This is a genomic window from Flavobacterium sp. NLM (assembly GCF_002210235.1).
Classification (GTDB): domain Bacteria; phylum Bacteroidota; class Bacteroidia; order Flavobacteriales; family Flavobacteriaceae; genus Flavobacterium; species Flavobacterium panici.
The window spans coordinates 32,611-56,624 of the sequence record NZ_LIAC01000011.1 but is presented as its reverse complement, the minus strand read 5'-3'; the positions used below and the strand labels follow the sequence as shown (position 1 = coordinate 56,624).

18 protein-coding genes are annotated in these 24,014 nt (G+C 34.1%); 15 read left to right on the top strand and 3 right to left on the bottom strand.

Going from position 1 to position 24,014, the window contains the following annotated elements:
* Window positions 1-189 precede the first annotated feature (189 nt).
* The 5 genes from cysK to APR43_RS14915 all read left to right on the top strand — a co-directional run bounded on the left by cysK (window position 190) and on the right by APR43_RS14915 (window position 8,778).
* Complete coding sequence (gene cysK / locus APR43_RS14935) at window positions 190-1,110, top strand: cysteine synthase A (RefSeq protein ID WP_053471683.1); 921 nt, start codon at window positions 190-192, stop codon at window positions 1,108-1,110.
* A gap of 105 nt (window positions 1,111-1,215) precedes the next feature.
* On the top strand, window positions 1,216-2,136 hold the full coding sequence (locus APR43_RS14930; protein WP_053471684.1) for a family 2A encapsulin nanocompartment shell protein: 921 nt from the start codon (window positions 1,216-1,218) through the stop codon (window positions 2,134-2,136).
* A complete protein-coding gene (locus tag APR43_RS14925) occupies window positions 2,120-4,051 on the top strand; it encodes a family 2A encapsulin nanocompartment cargo protein cysteine desulfurase (protein ID WP_053471685.1) in 1,932 nt (643 codons plus the stop codon). The genes APR43_RS14930 and APR43_RS14925 overlap by 17 nt, the downstream gene beginning before the upstream one ends.
* 343 nt (window positions 4,052-4,394) lie before the next feature.
* Complete coding sequence (locus APR43_RS14920) at window positions 4,395-7,373, top strand: SusC/RagA family TonB-linked outer membrane protein (RefSeq protein WP_053471686.1); 2,979 nt, start codon at window positions 4,395-4,397, stop codon at window positions 7,371-7,373.
* A 10-nt stretch (window positions 7,374-7,383) separates the two neighbouring features.
* The gene (locus APR43_RS14915; protein ID WP_053471687.1) at window positions 7,384-8,778 is read left to right on the top strand and encodes a RagB/SusD family nutrient uptake outer membrane protein; all 1,395 of its coding nucleotides are present in this window, start codon (window positions 7,384-7,386) and stop codon (window positions 8,776-8,778) included.
* A 206-nt stretch (window positions 8,779-8,984) separates the two neighbouring features.
* On the opposite strand, the gene APR43_RS14910 is transcribed toward APR43_RS14915, so the two are convergent.
* Entirely contained in the window at window positions 8,985-9,437 is a 453-nt protein-coding gene (locus APR43_RS14910; protein WP_053471688.1) for a DUF1810 domain-containing protein, read from the bottom strand.
* Between the two features lie 176 nt (window positions 9,438-9,613).
* A complete protein-coding gene (gene rocD / locus APR43_RS14905; RefSeq protein WP_053471689.1) occupies window positions 9,614-10,867 on the bottom strand; it encodes an ornithine--oxo-acid transaminase in 1,254 nt (417 codons plus the stop codon).
* 735 nt (window positions 10,868-11,602) lie between these two features.
* Here rocD and APR43_RS14900 point away from each other — a divergent pair.
* The 7 genes from APR43_RS14900 (at window position 11,603) to APR43_RS14870 (ending at window position 19,663) form a co-directional block, all read left to right on the top strand.
* Window positions 11,603-12,055, top strand: a complete 453-nt coding sequence (locus tag APR43_RS14900; protein ID WP_053471690.1) for an Lrp/AsnC family transcriptional regulator — start codon at window positions 11,603-11,605, stop codon at window positions 12,053-12,055.
* A 19-nt stretch (window positions 12,056-12,074) separates the two neighbouring features.
* Entirely contained in the window at window positions 12,075-13,562 is a 1,488-nt protein-coding gene (locus tag APR43_RS14895) for a M20/M25/M40 family metallo-hydrolase (protein WP_082356413.1), read from the top strand.
* A 13-nt stretch (window positions 13,563-13,575) separates the two neighbouring features.
* The gene (locus tag APR43_RS14890) at window positions 13,576-14,427 is read left to right on the top strand and encodes a cyanophycinase (RefSeq protein ID WP_053471692.1); all 852 of its coding nucleotides are present in this window, start codon (window positions 13,576-13,578) and stop codon (window positions 14,425-14,427) included.
* A 2-nt stretch (window positions 14,428-14,429) separates the two neighbouring features.
* Window positions 14,430-16,628: a penicillin acylase family protein gene (locus tag APR43_RS14885; protein WP_053471693.1), complete on the top strand. Its 2,199-nt coding sequence runs from the start codon at window positions 14,430-14,432 to the stop codon at window positions 16,626-16,628.
* A 98-nt stretch (window positions 16,629-16,726) separates the two neighbouring features.
* Window positions 16,727-17,500, top strand: coding sequence for a dienelactone hydrolase family protein (locus APR43_RS14880; protein ID WP_053471694.1), 774 nt, complete (start codon window positions 16,727-16,729; stop codon window positions 17,498-17,500).
* 162 nt (window positions 17,501-17,662) lie between these two features.
* Entirely contained in the window at window positions 17,663-18,631 is a 969-nt protein-coding gene (locus APR43_RS14875) for a DUF3667 domain-containing protein (RefSeq protein WP_053471695.1), read from the top strand.
* Between the two features lie 9 nt (window positions 18,632-18,640).
* Window positions 18,641-19,663 carry a M28 family peptidase gene (locus APR43_RS14870; RefSeq protein ID WP_053471696.1) on the top strand — a complete coding sequence of 341 codons (1,023 nt, stop codon included), beginning with the start codon at window positions 18,641-18,643 and terminating at the stop codon, window positions 19,661-19,663.
* Window positions 19,664-19,849: 186 nt separating this feature from the next.
* On the opposite strand, the gene rho is transcribed toward APR43_RS14870, so the two are convergent.
* On the bottom strand, window positions 19,850-21,640 hold the full coding sequence (gene rho, locus APR43_RS14865) for a transcription termination factor Rho (protein WP_053471697.1): 1,791 nt from the start codon (window positions 21,638-21,640) through the stop codon (window positions 19,850-19,852).
* A gap of 184 nt (window positions 21,641-21,824) precedes the next feature.
* Between rho and APR43_RS14860 the strand changes: the two genes are divergently transcribed.
* From APR43_RS14860 to APR43_RS14850, 3 genes are all read left to right on the top strand, one after another.
* Window positions 21,825-22,241: a DUF4293 domain-containing protein gene (locus APR43_RS14860; protein ID WP_053471698.1), complete on the top strand. Its 417-nt coding sequence runs from the start codon at window positions 21,825-21,827 to the stop codon at window positions 22,239-22,241.
* A 160-nt stretch (window positions 22,242-22,401) separates the two neighbouring features.
* Complete coding sequence (locus APR43_RS14855; protein ID WP_053471699.1) at window positions 22,402-23,064, top strand: response regulator; 663 nt, start codon at window positions 22,402-22,404, stop codon at window positions 23,062-23,064.
* Window positions 23,065-23,128: 64 nt separating this feature from the next.
* Entirely contained in the window at window positions 23,129-24,013 is an 885-nt protein-coding gene (locus tag APR43_RS14850; RefSeq protein WP_240514957.1) for a sensor histidine kinase, read from the top strand.
* Window position 24,014: the final 1 nt, after the last annotated feature.

The window sequence follows — 24,014 nt, the reverse complement described above, 5'->3', positions numbered from 1 at the left end:
ACATAAACCGTCTTGTAAACTTTGTCAAAACACAAAGTTTGTCATTCCGAGGAACGAGGAATCGCACTCGAAACTCGACAAAGATTGGCGATTTTGTTTGCGGAATTACTTGTGCGATTCCTCGTTCCTCGGAATGACAAAAAAAGTGTTTAAACTACTCAATAATTGAAGCATAAAAATATCAAACACATGAAATATCAGAACATTTTAGAAACCATTGGCAATACGCCGCACATCAAGCTCAACAAGCTTTTTAAAACCCACGAGGTATGGATTAAATTAGAAAAAGCAAATCCGGGATCGAGTATCAAAGACAGAATTGCACTGGCAATGATTGAAGATGCGGAGAAAAAAGGACTTTTAAACCCCGATTCTATCATTATTGAACCAACATCCGGAAATACCGGAATCGGACTTTCGCTTGTGGCAGCCGTAAAAGGTTACAAAGTAATTATTGTAATGCCGGAATCGATGAGCGTGGAACGCCGAAAAATTATTGAAGCGTATGGTGCTGAATATGTTTTGACGCCGAGAGAAAAAGGAACTTCCGGAGCGGTTGAAAAAGCAAATGAACTGGCTTCAACAATTAAAAACTCTTTTCTGCCTTCGCAATTTACCAATCGTGCTAATGTTGAAGTTCACGAAAGAACAACCGCACAGGAAATTTTAGCCGATTTCCCGGACGGAATTGATTATCTAATTACTGGAGTTGGAACAGGCGGTCACATTACCGGAGTTTCTAAAATATTAAAACAGCATTTTCCAAATTTAAAAACGATTGCCGTTGAGCCTGCGCTTTCGCCTGTTTTAAGCGGCGGTATTCCTGCTCCTCACCCATTACAGGGAATTGGTGCCGGATTTATTCCTGAAGTTTTTAACAGAGAATATATCGATGAAATTGTTACTATCGAAAAAAATGACGCTTTTTCATTCGCAAAAAAATTAACCAAGGAAGAAGGAATTTTTGGAGGAATTTCAACCGGAGCTGCATTAGCTGCCGTTTCTAAAAAACTGAAAAATATTCCCGAAGATGCCGTAATCCTGACTTTTAATTATGACACTGGAGAGCGTTATCTTTCTGTTGAAGAATTATTCGATTTTTTCTCCTAAAAAACAACAAGTCAAAATCTTACAATAAAATAAAACCCGTAATTTTAAGAAATAAATCTTAGAATTGAATAAAAATAAAATAATTAACCGAAAAACCTTAAAACTATGGCAGAATTAGAAAAACAACAGACCGCATTAGGCGATGTTGCTGCAAGACAGTTAGCAATTGCAACTCGTACCGTTCCTCAAATTGGAACTATTACTCCACGCTGGTTAACGCATTTACTACATTGGGTTCCGGTAGAATCGGGTGTATTTCGTTTGAATAAAGTAAAAAATGCCAATCATATCGAAGTAGATTGTTCGGCACGTGATGAAAGAGTTTTACCAAATACTTTCGTTGATTATATCGAAAATCCAAGAGAATACAATCTGGCTGCTGTACAAACAATTGTTGATGTACATACGCGTGTTTCTGATTTATACAGCAAACCATACAACCAGATTTCAGAACAGCTTCGTTTAGCTATCGAAACTATTAAAGAACGTCAGGAAAGCGAATTAATCAATAATAAAGATTATGGATTATTAAGCAACGTTGCACCTTCGCAAATTATAAAAACAAGAACGGGCGCACCAACTCCGGATGATTTAGATGAATTGTTGACAAAAGTGTGGAAAGAACCAGGTTTTTTTCTTTTACATCCTTTAGCAATTGCAGCTTTTGGACGCGAATGTACACGTCGTGGAGTTCCGCCGCCAACAACTTCTTTATTTGGATCACAATTTTTAACATGGAGAGGGATTCCGCTTATTCCATCTGATAAATTACCAATCGTAAAAGGAAAATCAAAAATTATTCTTTTAAGAACAGGTGAAAGCCGTCAGGGCGTCATCGGATTAATTCAGCCAGGTTTACAAGGCGAACAATCTCCTGGATTATCAGTTCGTTTTATGGGAATTAATGAAAGAGCCATTGCTTCTTATTTAGTATCTCTTTATTGTTCTTTGGCTATTTTGGTAGATGATGCTATTGCTGTTTTAGAAGATGTAGAAATAGGAAAGTATCATGAGTACAAGTATTAATAACAGCGGTTTACCAAACATCGACGATTTGCAAAATTTGGCAAACGAGTTGTTTAAAGCTTTACCTAATGAATTTCCAAAAGAAATCTCATTAAGTCCGGATAAAGCCGAACATCCTCGTGCAACAAAAATTGCAGAAACGATTTTGCATGCCGGAAATGTTGATCAGTTTGGTCAGTTTCCTGTCGCAAGTCCGTCGAGTACGGTACCTTCTCCGCCTGCATTTAGCGGATTTGGAGCTTCTCCATCTGTAATAAATTACGGAAATGGAGCTTCAGCTTTGTACCCAAATGCCGGAGCAGGATTTGATCCGCAAAACAGAAATTCATCTTCAGGAGTTCAGGAAAACCACGATTTAAATATCAATGATCCGCATACGGGATTTCATGATATTAATTTGAAAAACGGAAAATCTCCACAACTCAATGAAGAAAGTCTTTTTTCGGGTTTTTCTTTGAATCATCAATATTTGCCATTTCAAACAGAGAATTCTTCTTTTGAGATTGAATTACAAGCTGCTTTGGCATCTGTTGATACACAATTTAGAAAACGTGAAGATTTTCCGTTAAACGGAAATGAAACAACCAATTCATACTATTTTTTAGGTCAGAATCCTTTTGCTTTTGATAAAAGAAGTACGGATATCATTGTTGGAAATTCATTCGAACATAAGGAAATCAATCTTTTTAAAGGTCATCATTTTGATGCTGCATTGGTAAAAAAGGATTTTCCGATTTTAAGAGAAACCGTAAACGGAAAACCATTAGTTTGGTTTGATAACGCGGCAACAACGCAAAAACCACAATCGGTTATTGATAGAATTGCATATTTCTACGAACATGAAAATTCAAACATTCATCGTGCGGCACATGAACTGGCTGCCCGCGCCTCTGATGCGTATGAAGCCGCTCGTGAAAAAGTAAAAGCTTTTTTAAATGCTTCTTCTGTAAATGAAATTGTGTTTGTGAGAGGCGCAACTGAAGGAATAAATCTGGTAGCTGCAACCTGGGGCGAGCAGAATTTAAATTCGGGAGATGAAATTATTGTGAGTAATCTGGAACATCATGCTAATATTGTTCCGTGGAAACGTCTTGCTGATAAAAAAGGCTTGAAATTAAGAGTAATTCCTGTTGACGATGACGGTCAGATTCTGCTTGACGAATATGCAAAACTACTGAACTCAAAAACACGTTTGGTTGCTTTTACACAAGTTTCAAATGCATTGGGAACGGTAACTCCGGCGAAAAAAATAGTTGAAATGGCACACGCTGCCGGAGCAAAAGTTTTGATCGACGGCGCACAATCTGTTTCGCACATGAAAGTTGACGTGCAGCATTTAAATCCGGATTGGCTGGTTTTCTCAGGACATAAATTATTTGGTCCAACGGGAATTGGAGCATTATACGGAAAAGAAGATTTACTAAACGAAATGCAGCCGTATCAATCTGGCGGAAACATGATTCAGGACGTAACTTTTGAGGAAATAAAATACCACAAAGCTCCGAATCGTTTTGAAGCCGGAACCGGAAATATTGCTGATGCCATTGGTCTTGGCGCAGCAATCGATTATGTAACCAAATTAGGAATTGAAGCTATTGGTCAATACGAGCATTATTTGTTAGAATATGCCACAAGACTTTTAAAAGAAATTCCGGGTGTACGATTAATTGGAACTGCAAAAGATAAAGCAAGTGTATTGTCTTTTAATTTACAAGGTTATTCAAACGATCAGGTTGGACAAGCTTTAAATAAAGAAGGTGTTGCTGTAAGAACCGGACATCATTGTGCGCAGCCTATTTTACGCAGAATGGGAGTTGAAACAACTGTTCGCCCTTCATTAGCATTTTATAATACAACCGAAGATGTCGACACTTTTATTAAAACCATTTGGGAGCTTAAAAAAGTTAGATTCTAAAAAAATAGAGAGAATGTATTTGATACATTCTCTCAAAAAAGATAATTGCTTTTTTTGATATTTTAAGTAATTATACCCTGAAAGCGATTGTTTTATAACAGTCGCTTTTTTTATTAAAACTACGTTTTTTTGCGCTAAAAAAACAGCATTTTTTTTAACGAAAATATTCTGCCTTACATTTTTATCAAAAAATCAAACAATTTTCATCAAAAACCAACAAACACGTATAGAAAAGTTATCAATATCACAAAACTGGTTATAATTGTTATTTTTAGTGTTAAATTATCACTAAAAATTAACATTAAATTAGGATATTTGAGAGACTAATTTAAACGAAATGAATATGAAAATTAAATTAAAACATTACTTGTGGTTGTTTTTACTATTTGTACAAATAGCTGCAGCACAAGAATCGATTTCCGGAAAAGTAACAGATAAAAAAGGCCTGCCAATTCCCGGAGCAAATATTGTAGTACAGGGAAAAAATATCAGTTCTCAAACTGATTTTGACGGTCTATTTAAAATCGCCGCTAAAAAAGGCGAAATATTGGTTGTAACTTATGTAAGTTATAAAACTGTAGAAGTTCCTGCTTCTAATAATATTACAATCCAACTCGATGAAGTTCAAAATGAACTTGAAACCGTAGTTGTTGTAGGTTACGGAACACAATCGAAAAGAAATCTAACGGATAATATCGCGCGTGTAACTGCAAAAGATATCCAGCAGATTCCGGTTTCAAACGTACAAAATGCTTTGGTTGGAAAATTGGCCGGAGTTCAAATTACGCAGACAAACGGTAAGGTAGACGGAGGTATTAATATTCGTGTGCGTGGTGCGGCGAGTATTAGTGCAGGCACGCAGCCTTTGTATGTTCTTGACGGAATTCCGTTAATTAATGATGATGAATCAAGCAACGGTGCGCCAACCAACCCGTTATTGACTTTAAGTACTAATGAAATTGAATCTATAGACGTTTTAAAAGATGCGTCTTCGGCAGCAATTTATGGTGCACGTGGAGCAAACGGAGTTGTTTTAATTACGACTAAAAAAGGACGCGAAGGAAAAGGTACTTTCACCGTAAACCTTTCGCAAGGAGTTAGTGAGGCTACACACAAAAGAAAATGGCTAAACGCTAAGCAATACGTTGAATTATTGCAGGAAGCCGGAAGAAATGTCAATGACTTAGAATCTGTTGAAGATGAGTTAGAATATCTATCTCAGGGAACAGACTGGAGAAATGGTGAGGTCGATACAAACTGGCAGGATATTGCTTTGAGAACAGGCTATACTACAGACGCTGATTTTTCAGCTTCTGGAGGAGATGAAAAAACAAAGTATTTCTTTTCTGGCGCGTACAATAATACAACGGGTATTGTAGACAGTAATACGTTAGAAAGATTTACAGCCAGAACAAACGTATCACATAAAGTTACAGATCGTTTAACTTTAGGAATGAACCTTGGTTTTTCGAGATCTTTAATTCACAGGGTTCAGGATGATAATTCATTTTCTTCTCCACTTCAATCTGTTGCTCAGGCGCCAATTTCGCCGGCAAGATTAGAAGACGGAAGTGCAAACCCTAATACAGAATATTCAAACTACCTTTTAGCAAAAGATAATACGTTCTGGAAAACGATTATGCGCAGACTTACAGGTAAACTTTTTGCTGAATTTAGAATCCTTAATTCATTAAAATTTAATTCTGATTTCTCATACGATCTTTTATCACAAACAGAAGATTACTGGCAAGGTAAAAATGCTCCTTTTATGGCAACTGACGGAGCTGTATTTGCGACTTCTGTAAATACAGAAAATTATGTTTCGAGTAACTATTTTACATTTGATAAAACATTTGCAGAAAAACATACTTTTAACGTTGTAGCTGGTATGGAATTCAACAAATACAACAGAAGATATCAGGATGTAAATAGTATTTATTTCTCTAGTGATGATTTTCAAACTGTTGACGGTGGTGCTGAAGTAAATGAAGGTCACGGAAATGAAACGGATTATGCGTTTGTTTCTCAATTTGGAAGATTGAATTATTCTTTCCAGAATAAATATCTTTTAAAAGCCAGTATTCGTCGTGATGGTTCATCTCGTTTTGGTAAAAATGAACGCTTTGGAGTTTTCCCAGCCTTCTCTGCAGGATGGGTTATTTCGCAGGAAGAATTTTTAAAGGATAGTAAAGCGATTTCAAACTTAAAAATAAAAGGAAGCTGGGGTAAATTAGGAAATGCCGAAATCGGGAATTTTGCTTCTCGTCAGCTTTACAGACCAAATCCTTATAATTTGAAATCAGGGCTTACTTTCGATCAGCCTGGTAATGATGATTTGACTTGGGAAAAATCAGCTCAAACAGATTTTGGTTTTGAAATTGGTTTTATAGACAGATTTTCTATTGAAGCAGATTATTACCAAAAAGATACTGACGGGTTATTATTTGAAGTTCCATTACCTATAAGTTCTGGAGCTGCTTCTATCAATAAAAATATTGGAAAAATAAGAAGTAATGGTTTTGAGCTTACTATCAACACTAAAAACATCGACACTGAAAACTTTAAATGGAATACCAGTTTCAATTTGACAACAAATGAATCAAAGGTTAAATCGCTTCCAAACGATAACAGAGACATTATAGTTGGATACAATATAAACAGAGTTGGAGAAAACATTTCCTCTTTCTATTTAGTTGAATATGCAGGGGTTGACCCAGATAATGGAGATGCTTTATTTTACAAAAACACTAAAAAAGCCGATGGTACACTCGACCGTACTACAACAAGAAATTATAGTGAAGCAGAACGTATTATTGCAGGAAACCCTTTCCCTACTTTAATGTCTGGTTTAACAAACACTATTCTTTACAAAGGTTTTGATTTTACCTTTACATTTCAGGGAGAATGGGGTGCGAGTATTTATAATTCAGCAGGGATTTATCAATCAACTGCGGCTGATTATTTTGACAACCAAACAGCTGATCAGTTAAACAGATGGCAAAAACCAGGAGACATAACAAATGTTCCTCAAGCCAGATTTGGAGGTTCAAATGGTACACAAGATTCTTCTCGTTACCTTGACAAAGCCGATTTTGTTCGTTTAAGAAATTTAACTTTAGGTTACACACTTCCTAAAGATGTTTTGAAAGATTTAGGAATGAGTAGTTTAAGAGTTTACTTTACTGCTGTAAACTTATTGACCTTTACAAACTACAAAGGAAACGATCCAGAAGCAAGAAGAGATGACAGCGGAATTGGAGAAGATTTTTATTCAGCACCTCCAGCGAGAACAACAGCAATTGGTGTAAACTTTAATTTTTAAAAAGAAAAAGATGAAAGCAAATAAACTAATCCTATTTATATTTTTCGCTGCGTTTTTTACAAGCTGCGAAAATGAATTAGACATAGAACCTAAACAGAGAGAAGATGCTAATACAACATTAAGTACCGAAACCGGAGTAACAAATGTACTAACCGGAACTTACGCTCTGGCAGCAAATGGAAATGCTTACGGCGGAAGGGTTTTACTTTACGCAGACTTACTTGGTGTAACAGGAGTTTTAAGCACAACCGATTTAAGATGGCGCGGTACTTTTGGAGAATTAAGACAAATGTATAGTAAAAACATGTTGTCTGATAACGTAATTATCGAAGGCACATATGCGAGATTATATGAAATTATAAACGCATCAAACACGGTTATCGAAAATATCGACAAAGTAAAAGATCCGGACAGACAAGCAGTTATGATTGGCGAAGCTAACTTTTTAAGATCATTGGCTTATTTTGATTTGGTTCGTTTTTTCGCAAAACCTTATGAAACGGGTCAGACAAATAATCAGCTTGGAGTTGTAATAAGACCAAATGCTATTTACGACTTTAGCGTAGATTTATCAAAAGAAAGAAGCACGGTTGAAGAAGTTTATAAAGTTATTATAGACGGTTTAAATCTTGCTTATACAAACTTACCGGAAGATAATGGTTTTTATGCCGATAAATATGCAGCACAAGCTTTATTAGCAAGAGTGTATTTACAACAAGGCCGATACGATTTAGCCAGAGATGCGGCAAATGACGTTATTGAAAACAGCGGACATGCATTGTCACAAAATTACGCAGCTGCTTTTAATCATGATACAGATCAGGCTGAAGATGTTTTCTCAATTCAAATTACCAAACAAACGGGTGTAAACGATGCTGTAACTTTTTATGCCTCTGAAGGTAACGGAGGACGCGGTGGAGATTTTTCTATTCGTGATGCTTATTTGGAAAAATTCAGTGATCCTGATGACAGAGCTGAGTTTATTTATGAAAATGAAGATAATGGCAGAATTTTAACTTCTAAATTTACAGATCAGTTTGCTAATGTTGGAATTATTCGTCTGGCCGAAATGTATTTAATTAGAGCAGAAGGAAATTTTGAAGAAGGAACTGCAATTGGGAATACTCCTGTTGATGATATTAATATTATCAGAGAAAGAGCTCATGCTGATGATTTGGCAACAGTTACAATCGATGATATTTTATTAGAAAGAGAATTAGAACTTGGAATGGAAGGATTTTTAATTCACGATATTAAAAGAACCAAACGTTCAATTTTGACAGAAACCCCAGATGGAGATCCGTTATTATTAACTTATGATGCTGATAAATTAGTATTCCCAATTCCGTTAAAAGAAACAGATGCTAACAAAAAAATCACTCAAAATCCCGGGTATAGAATTTAATTGAAGGTTTCTTAAATAAAAAAACCATTCGTTTTCACGAATGTTTTTTTTATTTAAGAACATTTCTCATTTTAGATATATAATTTTAGTACAAACACTTATGTAATAAACCAAAAAAGCCATTCTCCCCACAGAATGGCTTTTTCATTTAATAACAGATTCTAAGTAATATATAAAAGGTAATTTTTAATCAATAATCATCCCAATTATGCTTCAGCTGGTACTTTCATTAATTCCTGAGCAATTGTCAATGTAACCGGATCTAAATGCCCCGAATAAAAAGTATCTAAAAGTTCCTGAAATATTGGGTTTGCATTTTCTACTTGCGAAAACAAACTCAAAGATGAACGCAATTTACGTGCATCCAAATCTCCCAAAATAGTTTCAATAGATTTGGTCTTAAAGTTTAAAAGAAGCTGTGCAATCTCAACTAAATGTTTAGCTAAAATTGGATGATTCAAATAAGCTTGTGCTTCTTCAAGATCAGCAATGGCGTAATATTTAGCAATATCACTTTTTCCTAATCCTTTTATCTGCGGAAAAATGAACCACATCCAGTGTGTTTCTTTTTTACCTTTTTTCAATTCAGAATAAGCAGTTAGGTAAAGTTTATTTTGTGCATCCAAAAAGCGCGTTAAATCATTATTTGCGTAAGCCATCTGTAATAAATTTATAAAGGTTCAACAAATATTTGCCGTCTTAAATTCTACAGTCAAAACTACTCAGGAAGTTAATTTTTAAATTACATAATTTTCGTCTGTTGTTATATAATTTATACCTCATAAAAAAAGCTGCATCATAAATGCAGCTTTCATTAATAACAAATTGTAACCTTTTATAATTTAAATTCATTTAAAGATTTCTCAATAATTTCAAGACATTCTTTAATTTGATCTTCTGTCATAACTAATGGCGGAGCAAATCTAATTTTATTTCCGTGAGTTGGTTTTGCCAATAATCCGTTGTCTCTAAATTTTAAGCAGATTTCCCAGGCTAAATCAGAATCTTCACCGCTGTTAATCACAATTGCATTCAAAAGACCTTTACCACGAACAAGCGTAATTAAGTTATTTCTCTCAGCAATTTCGTTTAAACCTTTTCTTAAAATAACACCTAAACGTTCTGCGTTTTCAGCCAGTTTTTCTTCTTTAACCACTTCAAGAGCCGCAATCGCAACCGCCGCCGCAACAGGATTTCCTCCAAAAGTAGATCCGTGCTGACCCGGTTTAATAACATTCATGATTTCGTTATTACATAAAACTGCCGAAACCGGATAAACACCGCCAGAAATTGCTTTACCTAAAATCAAAATATCAGGCTGTACATTTTCGTGGTGAACCGCTAATAATTTTCCCGTACGTGCAATTCCGGTTTGAACTTCATCGGCAATAAATAAAACATTATGTTTTTCGCACAATTCTTTTGCTTTCGCCAAATAACCTTCTGACGGAACATAAACTCCAGCTTCACCCTGAATTGGTTCCACTAAAAATCCCGCTATATTTTTTGATGATTCTAAAGCTTTTTCAAGCGCTTCAAGATTATCATATTCAATTTTTATGAATCCATCAGTAAATGGCCCAAAGTTTTTACGAGCCGTTTCGTCATTTGAAAATGAAATGATTGTAGTGGTTCTTCCGTGAAAATTGTTCTCGCAAACAATTACCTGCGCTTGGTTTTCTGGAATTCCTTTTACTTCATACGCCCATTTTCTACATACTTTCAAAGCTGTTTCAACAGCTTCTGCACCCGTATTCATTGGCAGTACTTTATCAAAACCAAAATACTTCGTGATATATTCTTCGTAATTTCCTAATTTATCATTGTAAAAAGCACGAGAAGTCAGTGTTAAAGTCTGTGCCTGATCAACCATTGCTTTTACAATTTTAGGATGGCAGTGTCCTTGGTTTACTGCAGAATAAGCCGATAAAAAATCGTAGTATTTTTTTCCGTCAACATCCCATACATAAACGCCTTCTCCTCTTTCTAAAACCACAGGAAGCGGATGATAATTATGAGCTCCGTATTTATTCTCTTTTTCAATCAAAATTTCTGATTTTGACGAAAGGGTGTTTTCTGTATGTGTCATGATATTTAACTTTAAAAAAGCAAAAGTAATAAATTTTTCAAATCTACAAGCTCAAAAAGTATATTTTGACTCCATATTAACGATTAAAAAGTCAAAATATCAGTTTTTAAAACAATATAGAATCAAATTTAATTTTTAGAAATTTTAACTTTATAATCTTTTATTCAAAAAAATGGCTACTTTTATGGTTATATAGTTTTGTCCCTACGGGACAATTTGTTGGGGGCGCTATATTTAATGCTACCGATATTTTATCTCTACGAGATATTTTTGAAATAATGGATAAATATCATGAAACGGTAATATCATCAATAATCCATGATATGATTATTAGAAATTAAATCAATAGCAACGTAACTCCGTTAGGAGTTAAATATCGGTAGAAAAAAGAATAAGACAACGGTAAAATGTCCCGTAGGGACTATACAGTAAAACACGAATTTATTTCAAACAAAATATTAAAAAAATAAAACGTTTAGCAACTTAACTCCGGTAGGAGTTACAGATCGGTAGAAAAAAAAGAATTTAATCACGCTAAAATGTCCCATAGGTACTATATAATAAAACACGAATTCATAATATTTTAAAAAAAACGTATAGGGATTTAACTCCGTTAGGAGTTGCGGATCGGTAGAAAAAAATGATTTAATTACAGTAAAATGTCCCATCGGGACATCTGAAAAAAACGTATTTATTTTTAAACAATATTTGAAAAAATAAAATTAACATCACAAAATGGATAGTTTAGACGAATTTGATATCAACATAATTAAAGAATTAGAAAAAGACGGAAGAATGGCTTTTTCTGCCATTGCGGCCAATTTAAAAATATCAAATACAATGGTGCATCAACGGATTAACCGATTAATGGAACAAGGAATTATTGGCGGTATAAAACCCATTATTCAGGAGAAAAAAATAGGATTTGACTGGGCATCTTTTACCGGAATTACTTTAAACAAAGATTCTGATTCGGATAGAATTATCGAAGAACTAAAAAATATTCCCGAAATTACAGAATGTTATTATGTAACGGGTTCGTTTACGCTTTACATCAAAATTGTGGCAAAAAACCACGAACACATGCGAAGAATACTTTACGAGAAAATCGACAATATTCCCGGAATCGCAAAAACAGATTCTATTATTGAATTAGGCTGTGCTTTTAAAAGAAATATCATTTTATAATTAATTTATCTGGTGAAATATGCATCTACGTATATTGCTTTTATTTACCCTTTTTTGCTGTAAATCTTTGCTGTTTTCTCAGACTGCAGTTTCAAATCCATCTAAAAGTGATTTTACAAGAACACTTTCTATTTTAGCTTCTGACTGGCTGAAAGGACGTGGTGCAACTCAAAAAGGCGGTTATATGGCCTCAGAATATATTGCGTCGATGATGGGTTTATATCAGCTGAAACCTTATAGTCCTGACAGGTATTTTCAAAATTTTAAAGTTTTAGAACATACCGTAAAAAAAGCGTCTTTTGAAATCAAAAAAGGAAACAAAACTATTGCACTTTCAGAGAATGATTTTGAATTAACACCAATCTCACAATCTTTACAAAAAAATACTCAAGTCGTTTTTGCTGGTTACGGATTGAGCGTTCCTGAGGAAAATTACGACGACTATAAAAATCAAAATGTAAAAGGCAAAATAGTTGTTGTTTTGAGAGGTTTTCCAAATCATAATGACACAACTTCGGCCGTATATCAGAAATTTAAAAAATTATTTCCAGAAGAAAATAATTTAGAAGAAATGAAACTGAAAAATGCAATAAATAAAGGCGCTGCTGCTTTAGTTATTATCGATTATAATCAAAACTTTAGACTAAAAAATTCAAATCAAAATGATGTTTTTCATTCTTTAAAAAATGAATCTAGTGTTTCGATACCGGTTTTCAGATTGAGCAAATCAACAGCTGAAAAACTTTTATCAGACAATAAAATTTCATTAGAAACATTCGAAAAAAAAGCACAAAACCTTCAAACGGCTTCTGCTCTATTAAAAAACACAATTATTAATTTCTCTATTGATTTGCAGACTAGAACTTTTTCTGTTCGAAATGTTTTAGGAATGCTTCCCGGAAAAGACACCACAAAAACTATTATTGTTGGTGCACATTACGATCATTTAGGAATTAAAAATGACTCTATTTATTATGGCGCAGATGATAATGCTTCGGGAACATCAGGAATGCTGGCTTTGGCAAAAAACTGGTCAGAATCTAAAATACAGCCAAAATATAATATTCTCTTCGCATCCTGGACTGCCGAAGAAATTGGGCTTTTAGGAAGTGAATATTTTGCTCAGAATTTAAAAAATCAAAAAATCCTGCTCTGCATTAATATGGATATGATTTCTAGAAGTGCTCCCGAAGATAAAGCGCGTAGAATTCTCAGTATCGGAACTCAAAAAGAAACCGAATACTTAAAGAAAATCGCCAGAGAAAGCAACGCTAAACTTCAAAATCCGTTTAATTTAGATTTATGGGAAACTAACGGACATTCTGGAAGTGATTATGCATCTTTTACCGCAAAAGGAATTCCGATTATGACTTTTTTCAGCGGTTTTCATGAAGATTATCATACGCCCCGCGATATTGATTCAAAAGTAGATTTAGATAAAATACAAGATGTATTATTTATTGTCAACAATTCTCTTTTAAAATTTATAGAAAACCAGCCAAACTAAACCAGGATAAACCATGAAAAATAAGCTACTTCTCAAATCGTTTACAATTCTTACTTTGCTATTAACGAGCTGTTTTGTTCAGGCGCAGAATCCGAAAGGAAAATTATTTATTATTGGCGGCGGCGATCGTTCTGATGATTTAATGAAACAGGTTTTAGATGTAGCAGAATTAGGCAAAAAAGATTATATCGTGGTTTTACCCATGTCAAGCGAAGAACCGGACAGTTCGTTTATCTTTTTTAAAACACAAATGGTAAAATTAACTTCAAATCCAATTGTGATGCTGAATTTCAACAAAGAAACAGCACAAAATAAGACTCTGACAGATTCCGTACAAAATGCCAAACTGATTTTTATAAGCGGCGGCGATCAAACCCGTTTTATGAAAGTCGTTCATAATACTCCCATAAAAACAGCAATTTTAAAAGCGTATGAAAACGGAAGTACAATTTCCGGAACAAGCGCCGGAGCAGCCGTAATGTCTGAAAAAATGATTACCGGAAACCAAAAATTGCAAAAAGAATATACAGGAACTTTTTCTGTTATTAAATACGATAATCTCGAAACTGATGAAGGTTTAGGTTTATTAAAAACTGTTGTTATTGATCAGCATTTTTTAAAGAGAAACCGTTACAATCGCTTACTTTCTGCCTTGATTGAATTTCCTGATTTAACCGGAATTGGAATTGACGAAGCAACCGCCATTATTGTTAGAAATAATAAAGTTGAAGTTGCGGGAGAAAGTGAAGTGATTGTTTTCAAAAATCCAAAAGGCATTGTAAAAGCTAAAAAAGACAATCTAATTTCGATTGAAAAATTAGAAATGAGCATTTATACTGCCGGACAAAAATTTAATATCAAATAAACATGTTTCCGTATTCTAAAATCTTAAAAATAACTTTTTTAATCTGTTTTGGTTTTCAGCTTTCGGCACAAAAAATCAGTACAAAAGAAAGCAGCCGATTAGAAAAACTGGCAGAAAAAGTTACCATAATCCGTGATAATTGGGGAATTCCCCACGTTTATGGAAAAACCGATGCCGACGCTGTTTTTGGATTATTGTATGCGCAATGCGAAGATGATTTTAAAAGAATCGAAATGAATTATATAGAAAAACTAGGCCGTCTTTCTGAAATTAAAGGCGAATCGGTTTTATATAATGATTTAGAAATTAAACTTTTAATTGATGTTGATGAAGCCAAAGCTGATTATAAAAAAGCACCGGACTGGCTTAAAAAACTTTTAAACAGTTATGCCGATGCTATCAACTTTTATCTCTACAAACATCCGGAAATAAAACCTGCACTTTTAACGCATTTTGAACCGTGGTTTCCGCTGCTTTGGACAGACGGAAGTATTGGCGCTATTAGCACCGGAGATCTTTCTACCGGAGAATTAAAAGCTTTTTATTCTGGGAATACTGATAAAGTGGCGTATGTAGAAAGAGAAAAATATGTTCAAACGGGTTCCAATGGTTTTGCTTTTGCACCATCAAAAACACAAAGCGGGAATTCGATTTTATATATTAATCCGCATACAACATTTTATTTCAGACCAGAAGTTCAAATTTCAAGTGAAGAAGGTTTAAATGTTTATGGCGCCGTAACGTGGGGTCAGTTTTTTATTTATCAGGGATTTAATGAAAATTGCGGCTGGATGCATACTTCTTCAAACGTTGATGTTGCTGATATGTATGCCGAAAAAATTACCAATAAAAACGGAAAACTTTTCTACGAATTCGATTCTAAACTTTTACCTGTTATCGAAAAAGAAATCACGATAAAATATCTGGAAAAAGGAAAGCTAATTCCAAAGAAATTCAAAACCTACGCTACGAATAACGGTCCAATTATGGCCAAACGCGACGGGAAATGGATTAGTTTAAAATCGAATAATCGCTCGATGACAAGTTTGATTCAGAGCTGGGTTCGAACTAAATCGACCAATTTTGATGATTATAAAAAAGCAATGGATTTAAAAGCCAATACTTCTAATAATACGGTTTATGCTGACAGCAAAGGAAATATTGCATATTGGCACGGCAATTTTATTCCAATTCGGGATAAAAATTTAAATTGGGCAAAAGTTATTGACGGCTCAATTTCTGCAACACAATGGAAAGGATTGCATGATGTAAATGAAACTGTTCATTTGTACAATCCAACAAATGGCTGGCTTCAAAACTGTAACTCTAGTCCATTTTCTGTCGCAGGAAATAATAGTCCGAAAAAAGAAAATTATATTCCATATATGGCTCCTGATGGAGAAAATTTTAGAGGTGTAAATGCCGTTAGAATTTTCAGCAACAGCGAAAAATATACTTTAGACAAAGTTATCGCGAATGGTTATGATACTAAATTATCCATTTTTGAAATATTAATTCCGAGTTTGATTGAAGTTTTCAAAAAAAATATAAAACCGGAATCTGTTGAATATGCAGAATTAGCTGAACCTATTTCAATTCTAAAAAACTGGGATTATTATGCCAAAGAAAATTCCTTCGCCACAACTTTAGCCGTTGAATGGGCATATAAATTAGACCCAATTATTCAGAAAGCTTATATAGATGAAGGAGAATTAGATCAGGTTGAAAACACTAAAAACTTTGCGAAAAATGCGACTGCAGCACAAATGATTCCGCAGCTGCAAACGGTTATAAAAGAATTGAGCTCAAAATGGGGAACCTGGAAAACCGCTTGGGGTGAAGTCAATCGTTTTCAGCGTTCAAGTGGCGACATTGATTTAAAATATGATGATAACCAACCGAGTTTACCAATTGGTTTTGGTCCCGGTTCGTGGGGAAGTTTGCCTTCTTTTAAAGCGAATTATCAAAATAATTCTAAAAAACGATACGGTTATAACGGAAACAGTTTTGTTTGTGCGGTTGAATTTGGTTCAAAAATAAAAGCAAAATCATTATTGGCAGGCGGAAACAGCGGCGATATCAATTCAAAGCATTTTACAGATCAGGCAGAAATGTATCGAAACGGACAATTTAAAGATGTTTTGTTTTATAAAGAGGACGTTCTTAAAAATGCCGAACGAACTTATCATCCAGGAAAATAATTTTGTTTGATGAAATGTGTTAAATAAACCTCGCGAAATAGCTTCCGAGGTTTTTTTGTAACATAATATTTCTGATATTTGTTAAAAATTGTAAAAAAATGAAAAATTTAGCCACCCTTATTTTTGCTGCAATATTGTTTTCAACTACTATGAATGCACAATTAAAACCCGTAAAATATTCTGAAGGAAGCCAGGCATTGAATGGCTTATTTATAAAATCTGCTAAAAAGAGCGCTAATAATCCCGGAATCCTGCTTTTACCAGCTTGGTTAGGAATCGATAATGCTTCAAAAGGAATTGCTGAAGAGTTATCTAAATTAGGTTACCATGTTTTTATCGCTGATATCTATGGGGAAGGAAATTATCCAACAAACACTTCTGAAGCAGGAAAACAAGCAGGCTTCTACAAAAGCAATCCTGAAGCTTACCAAAAACGAATTAATGCAGCTTTGCAGGAATTAGTAAAATCCGGAGCAAATGCAGATAATATTGTTGCTATTGGTTATTGTTTTGGAGGAACCGGAGTTCTTGAAGCAGTACGTGGACATCTTAACGTAAAAGGAATTGCTTCATTTCATGGAGGCTTAGGTAAAGATGCTTCGAGAAAAACTGAACCAACTTCAGTTAAAGTTTTAATTTGTCACGGAGCAGATGATCCGTTTGTTCCAAAAGAAGAAATTGCATCATTTCAGCAGGAAATGCGTGATGCAAAAGCTGATTGGCAAATGATTTATTATGCAAATTCAGTACACTCTTTTACAAATCCAGAAGCCGGAAATGACAATTCAAAAGGGGCTGCTTATAATCCAGTTGCAGCAAAAAGATCTTTTGAGCATTTACAGCTTTTTTTAAACGAAGTTCTTAAAAAATAATACTATTTATGGCGCACGGATGACACTGATTAAACAGATTTACGCTGATTATAATAAAATTAATTCGTGTAATTTGTGGCAAAAAACCAGTGCAAACCCGTTCAATCAGTATAATCCGTGGGCCAAACCAATAACCAAAATCAAATCAACCAAAAATAACCAATGTCACACAACAAAATTAGAGAAGACAAAACCTGTTTAAACTGCAGGCATGTTGTTGAGCAAAAATTTTGTCCAAACTGCGGACAGGAAAATTCAGATTCCAGAAAAACTTTTCATCATTTGTTTATTCACTTCTTTGAAGATTTAACGCATTATGAAAATGCTTTTTGGAAAACAATACGAAACCTTCTTTTTAAACCGGCAACACTAACAAAAGAATACCTTTCAGGAAAAAGATTATCTTATCTGGCACCGGTTCGTCTTTATATTTTTATCAGTTTTATTACTTTTCTTTTAATTGCCATATTTCCGAGTAAAGTAGGCGATCAAATTAGTAAGGGTGAAAAAGAAATTTCTACAAAACTCATTAATCAGGATAAAAAAGGAACTAAAGGTGCCTACAAAACACATTTTGAATTAAAAACGATGAAAGAAATCGATTCAATTCAAAAGTATGGCAAGGAAGATGAAAAACTCTCAGAGCTTGAATACTGGCTATATGAAAAATCAGTTCATGTTACAGAGAATAATTCTAAAAGAGAAATTGTAGAAAAATTCATTGAATCGTTTTTCCATAATATTCCCAAAATCCTATTTATAATCATGCCATTTTTCGCTTTCTTTCTATGGATTTTCCATAACAAAAAGAAATGGTATTATTTTGATCACGGAATTTTTACGTTGCATTATTTCTCGTTTTTACTGCTCATTTTCCTCATTATGTTTATCGTAGAAAGAGTCGTTGGATTATTTGGAGAAGACAGCCCCATTAGCTTTATTGCAAGTATAGTCAATGTTGTGGGTACAATTTGGATGTGTTACTATTTTTATCCGGCGCATCATCGTTTTTATGGAGAAAGCAGAATAGTATCGTTTGTTAAAAGCGTAATATTATTCTTTATTAATTTCTTTTTTATTCTATTTTTACTAACATTTTATGTTTTATACACATTTATCAATTTACACTAATATACTATAATGAAAAAAATTGTAATTCTATTATTAATTGCTTCGGCTTTTTCATGTAAAAATGCGCAGTCTGTTGCTTCGAAGGATAATTCAGATCCAACGAAATACGTGAAACTTATCTCTGAAAAAGACCTTAAAAAAATGCTTTATACGGTTGCTTCTGATGAAATGCAAGGTCGTGAAACGGGTTCTGCAGGTCAGAAAAAAGCGGGTCTTTATATGATTGAGCAATACAAAAAAAGCGGTGTGTCATTTCCTAAAGGCGCATCTGATTATTACCAGCATATTCCTGCATCCTATTTAAATGCAAGACGCAATCAAAATTTACCTGATTCTGAGAATATCTGGGCTTATATCGAAGGTTCTGAAAAACCGGATGAAGTTTTAGTAATTTCTGCTCACTACGATCACGTTGGTATTAAAGATGGTGAAGTGTATAACGGAGCCGATGATGATGGTTCTGGAACTGTAGCGGTTATCGAAATGGCTAAGGCTTTCGCGAAAGCTAAAAAACAAGGCCACGGACCAAAACGTTCAATCTTGTTTTTACACGTAACTGGCGAAGAGCATGGTTTACACGGATCTCGTTTTTATTCTGAAAATCCTTTGTTTCCTATTGCCAATACGATTTCAGACATCAACATTGATATGATCGGACGTCGTGATGTTGAACACGCTAACACAAACAATTATGTGTATGTAATTGGTGCCGACAGATTATCATCTGACTTACACAATGCGGTTGTGGCTCAAAATGAAAAATTCATCAAAATGGACTTAGATTTTAAATTTAATGATCCGGCAGATCCAAATCACTTTTACGAGCGTTCTGACCACTATAACTTCGCAAAACACGGTATTCCAGCAATTTTCTTCTTCAACGGAGTTCACGAAGATTACCACGGCAAAGGCGACGAACCTCAAAAAATCGAATACGACGCTTTAACAAAAAGAACAAAACTGGCTTTCGTACTAGCTTGGGAATTAGCGAATAGAGAGAATAGACCGGTGGTTGATAAACCGATTAAATAAGATTCTAAGTTACTGAGATGCTAAGATTCTAAGATTTTTTTAAAGATTCTTAGTTACTGAGCTTCTAAGATTCTAAATAAAAACAAAAAGGGATGAGTTTATAAAACTCATCCCTTTTTTATATTGTGAACTAAAGTCAAAGAAAAAACTTAGAATCTTAACATCTCAGAACCTTAGCAACTTCCTCTAGTCATTCATAGAAATCAAAAACTCCTCATTATTTTTTGTTTTCTTGAAACGATCATTTACAAAATCCATAGATTCTACCGGGTTCATATCTGAAAGATATTTACGCATGATCCACATTCTCTGTAAAGTTTTCTCGTCCAATAATAAGTCGTCACGACGTGTACTTGAAGAAGTAAGATCGATTGCAGGGAAAATACGTTTGTTTGCAATTTTACGATCTAACTGAAGTTCCATGTTACCTGTTCCTTTGAATTCTTCAAAGATAACCTCATCCATTTTAGAACCCGTTTCTGTCAATGCAGTTGCGATGATACTTAACGAACCTCCGTTTTCTACATTTCTAGCCGCTCCAAAGAAACGTTTTGGTTTTTGCAATGCATTTGCATCAACACCACCACTTAACACTTTTCCAGATGCCGGCTGTACTGTATTATAAGCACGTGCTAAACGTGTAATCGAATCTAAAAGAATAACAACATCGTGTCCGCATTCAACTAAACGTTTTGCTTTTTCAAGAACGATATTAGCAATTTTCACGTGTTCTTGTGGTTCTCTGTCAAAAGTTGACGCGATAACTTCTCCACGAACACTTCTCTGCATATCTGTAACCTCCTCTGGACGCTCATCAATCAAAAGAACGATCAAATAAACTTCCGGGTGATTAGCAGCAATTGCGTTGGCAATGTCTTTTAAAAGCATTGTTTTACCCGTTTTTGGCTGTGCAACGATCATTCCACGCTGCCCTTTTCCAATAGGAGAAAACAAATCAATAATACGGGTTGATATAGAACTGCCTTTTTCGGCTAATTTGAATTTTTCAGAAGGGAAAACCGGGGTCAGGTGTTCAAAAGAAACTCTGTCACGAACCACCTGCGGATCATGTCCGTTGATTTTTAATACACGAACAAGAGGGAAAAATTTCTCGCCTTCTTTTGGAGGACGAACCACACCTTTTACAGTATCTCCGGTTTTTAAACCAAATAATCTGATTTGTGAAGTTGATAAATAAATATCATCCGGTGAAGCTAAATAATTATAATCAGAAGAACGTAAAAATCCGTAACCATCAGGCATCATTTCAAGAACACCTTCACTTTCGATAATTCCGTCAAATTCAAAATCTGAATCCCTGAAATTATTGTTCTTTTTATTTTTATTGTTTTGGTTTTGATGATTCCCATTATTTCCGTTTCCGTTCCCATTTTGGTTTGGGTTTTGGTTTTGATTCGGATTTTGGTTTTTATTCTGATTAGGATTAATCTTTTTAACCGGGGCAGTATTTTCAGTTTTTTCAGCAACTGGTGCTGTTGTATCATTTTCTGTAACTTCTTCAGCAGCAACTACTTCTTTTACAGTTTCTTTTTCCTTTTGCAGAGCGACCTTTTTTTCATAAGCTGACTTATTGAATTTTACAATTTTAGGTCCTTTTTTCTCCGGAGTTTTAGTTTCGACAGCTTCTTCAGCTTGTGCTGTCTGCTTTTCTTCTACAGCCGCAGGAGTTTCAATTTCCTTTGGAGCTTCCTCTACAGTATCAAATTCAAGAACAGGGGCATTTTTACTGACTGTTTTTTTAACCGGAGCAATTCGGGCTCTTTTTGGCTTGTCATTATTTGCTTCCTTTTCTGCAATAGTTTCTGCAGGCGGTGCTGATGCCGCCTCCTGGTGCGCTAATATCTGAGTAATCAGATTATCTTTTTTAACGCCATTAATCTTTATTGTTTTAGCTAATTTAGCTATTTCTTGAAGCTCAGAAAGCTTCATTTCTTTTAATGCAGAAATATCAAACATGAATTGTTCTATGAGTTTAATTATTTTAAAGGAAATACTGTAAAAAGAATAGGTAGATATTTTTTTTCAATTGCCCGCAGTATGAAGTGCTTACGGTATTATGATGCAATAATACGAATAAAATTTAATCATACAATAGTATTTTAAAAAAAGAAAATATATTTTTGTAAAACAATTTTAGATCATGATACAAAGAATTCAAACCGTATATCTAATTCTTACCTTTGTTGTTACAGGGGTTTTAATGTTTTTTATGCCGCTTTGGACATTAAATACTGGGAAAGCTTTCTATTTTATGCAAGACCAGTTTTACACAATTTTACTAGGCTTAAGCACAATGCTTACGATTGTTAGTATTATTTCATACAAAAAGAGACAAAATCAGTTTGTGATGAACCGACTGAACATAATATTAAATTTAATTTTATTAGGATTATTTGTTTACCGCTCTCTAAATTTATCTGGAGACACAACAACAATTGTGTCAGAGAAAGGTATTGGGATGTTTCTTCCTATTGTTGCTATCGTGTTATTAGTTCTTGCTAATAAGGCCATCAAGAAGGACGAAGATCTTGTAAAATCTGTAGATCGTTTGAGATAAACCTATAAACTTAATTTTTTTGTGCGAAGAGAACCCGAATTTATATTCGGGTTTTTTTGTGCCTAATTTTTAAAACAAAAGGTAAAATCTGAAATGATTTTCAAAAAACAATTTTGTAAGATAATTTATTCATAAATTTGCTTTTTGTTCTAAACTACTTATGGCAGATAAAATAAAGATACACCTTGCCGATGATCATCAGGTTCTTATTGATGGACTGACCAATTTACTGCAGACAGTTCCAAATTTTGAAATTGCCGGCAGTTCTTTGAATGGTCTCACTATATATGATGATGTAGTCCGTAATAAGGCTGATATTTTAGTTTTGGATATCAGTATGCCGCAAAAAGACGGAATTGAGGTTTTAAAAGAATTCAGTCAAAAAGGATTTCCTTGTAAAGTAATTATTTTATCCAGTTATGATGATTTAAAAATCATTAAAGAAGTAATGAAATTGGGTGCCAAAGGCTATTTGACTAAAAAATGTGCCGGTGAAAACATCATTGAAGCTATCGATGCTGTATATCAGGATCAGGAATATTATTCTGATGCGGTACGGGAAAAAATCTTTAGCATGTTTTCTCAAAATAATCCCAAATTAAGCAAGAATGTTTATACTGAAAATCCAATTTTAAGTCCGAGGGAAATGGAAATCATAACACTCATTTGCTTAGAATACAGTGGAAAAGAAATAAGCGAGCAGCTTTTTATCAGTATAAATACAGTCGAAACGCATCGCAAAAATATTATGAAAAAACTCAATATAAAAAACACCATTGGGCTTGTAAAATATGCTTTAAAAAACAACCTAATAAACCCATAAATTAAAAATCAAGAGAATAATATCCCGAAATATGTTTTTTATTAGAATTTTAATATCGCTTATTATGCTTATCTCTACTGGAGATAAGGTTTTCAGCCAGCAAAATGCTACACCAAAAGAATCTAATATTTCTATTGTAAAACCAGCAAAAAAAGAGTTTTCAGAGCAATCAAAAAGAGAACAATTACGAAACAAAAAAATTGTAAGTCTATTTGTTGTTCTAGTCGTTATTTTATTTTTTCTTTTTTATCTCGTTTATCAAAACAATAAACTAAAGCAAAAAATTAAGCGAAAAGACACCAAACAAAAAATCCTTTTAGATGTAATAAATGCAGGGATTGACAGTCAGGAAACTGAACAAAAAAAGATCGCAGCTTTTTTACATGACAATATCAATTCGCTTCTCTCTTCTGCCGGATTACATTTGAATGTTTTTACAACCAAAAACAATATACAATCTGAAGAAATTCAAAAGGCAAAAGCTATTTTATCAGAAGTTCACGATCTTTTGCGCGATATTTCACACGATCTTGTACCTACACTTTTAGTTCGTTTTGGATTGATTTATGCTTTAGAAGATTTATGCGAAAGAAACTCCAATTCGAGCATTCAATTTGAGTTTACAAATTCTGTTGCAACAGATACGCGATATTCTGAAAAATTTGAAACCAAATTGTATTTCATTGTTTCTGAATTATTCAACAATATTATAAAACACAGCGAAGCGCAAAAAGCCCAAATTTCAATACATGAAAACAACAACCAGTTAATCATTATTATTCATGATAACGGAATAGGTTTTAGTGCCGAAAAATTAAATGAAATTGAAGGTTTTGGTTTAAACCGAATTCGGGTGAGAATTAAAAAATTAAAAGGAAGTTTTTCTATTATTTCAAGAGCAGATGAAAATACGGGAACATCTATTAAAATAAAAGTTCCGATTTCATAAA

Coding starts and splice junctions, on each gene's coding strand:
- cysK (WP_053471683.1), top strand. CDS start 190: ATGAAATATCAGAACATTTTAGAAACCATTGGCAATACGCCGCACATC.
- APR43_RS14930 (WP_053471684.1), top strand. CDS start 1,216: ATGGCAGAATTAGAAAAACAACAGACCGCATTAGGCGATGTTGCTGCA.
- APR43_RS14925 (WP_053471685.1), top strand. CDS start 2,120: ATGAGTACAAGTATTAATAACAGCGGTTTACCAAACATCGACGATTTG.
- APR43_RS14920 (WP_053471686.1), top strand. CDS start 4,395: ATGAAAATTAAATTAAAACATTACTTGTGGTTGTTTTTACTATTTGTA.
- APR43_RS14915 (WP_053471687.1), top strand. CDS start 7,384: ATGAAAGCAAATAAACTAATCCTATTTATATTTTTCGCTGCGTTTTTT.
- APR43_RS14910 (WP_053471688.1), bottom strand. CDS start 9,437: ATGGCTTACGCAAATAATGATTTAACGCGCTTTTTGGATGCACAAAAT.
- rocD (WP_053471689.1), bottom strand. CDS start 10,867: ATGACACATACAGAAAACACCCTTTCGTCAAAATCAGAAATTTTGATT.
- APR43_RS14900 (WP_053471690.1), top strand. CDS start 11,603: ATGGATAGTTTAGACGAATTTGATATCAACATAATTAAAGAATTAGAA.
- APR43_RS14895 (WP_082356413.1), top strand. CDS start 12,075: ATGCATCTACGTATATTGCTTTTATTTACCCTTTTTTGCTGTAAATCT.
- APR43_RS14890 (WP_053471692.1), top strand. CDS start 13,576: ATGAAAAATAAGCTACTTCTCAAATCGTTTACAATTCTTACTTTGCTA.
- APR43_RS14885 (WP_053471693.1), top strand. CDS start 14,430: ATGTTTCCGTATTCTAAAATCTTAAAAATAACTTTTTTAATCTGTTTT.
- APR43_RS14880 (WP_053471694.1), top strand. CDS start 16,727: ATGAAAAATTTAGCCACCCTTATTTTTGCTGCAATATTGTTTTCAACT.
- APR43_RS14875 (WP_053471695.1), top strand. CDS start 17,663: ATGTCACACAACAAAATTAGAGAAGACAAAACCTGTTTAAACTGCAGG.
- APR43_RS14870 (WP_053471696.1), top strand. CDS start 18,641: ATGAAAAAAATTGTAATTCTATTATTAATTGCTTCGGCTTTTTCATGT.
- rho (WP_053471697.1), bottom strand. CDS start 21,640: ATGTTTGATATTTCTGCATTAAAAGAAATGAAGCTTTCTGAGCTTCAA.
- APR43_RS14860 (WP_053471698.1), top strand. CDS start 21,825: ATGATACAAAGAATTCAAACCGTATATCTAATTCTTACCTTTGTTGTT.
- APR43_RS14855 (WP_053471699.1), top strand. CDS start 22,402: ATGGCAGATAAAATAAAGATACACCTTGCCGATGATCATCAGGTTCTT.
- APR43_RS14850 (WP_240514957.1), top strand. CDS start 23,129: ATGCTTATCTCTACTGGAGATAAGGTTTTCAGCCAGCAAAATGCTACA.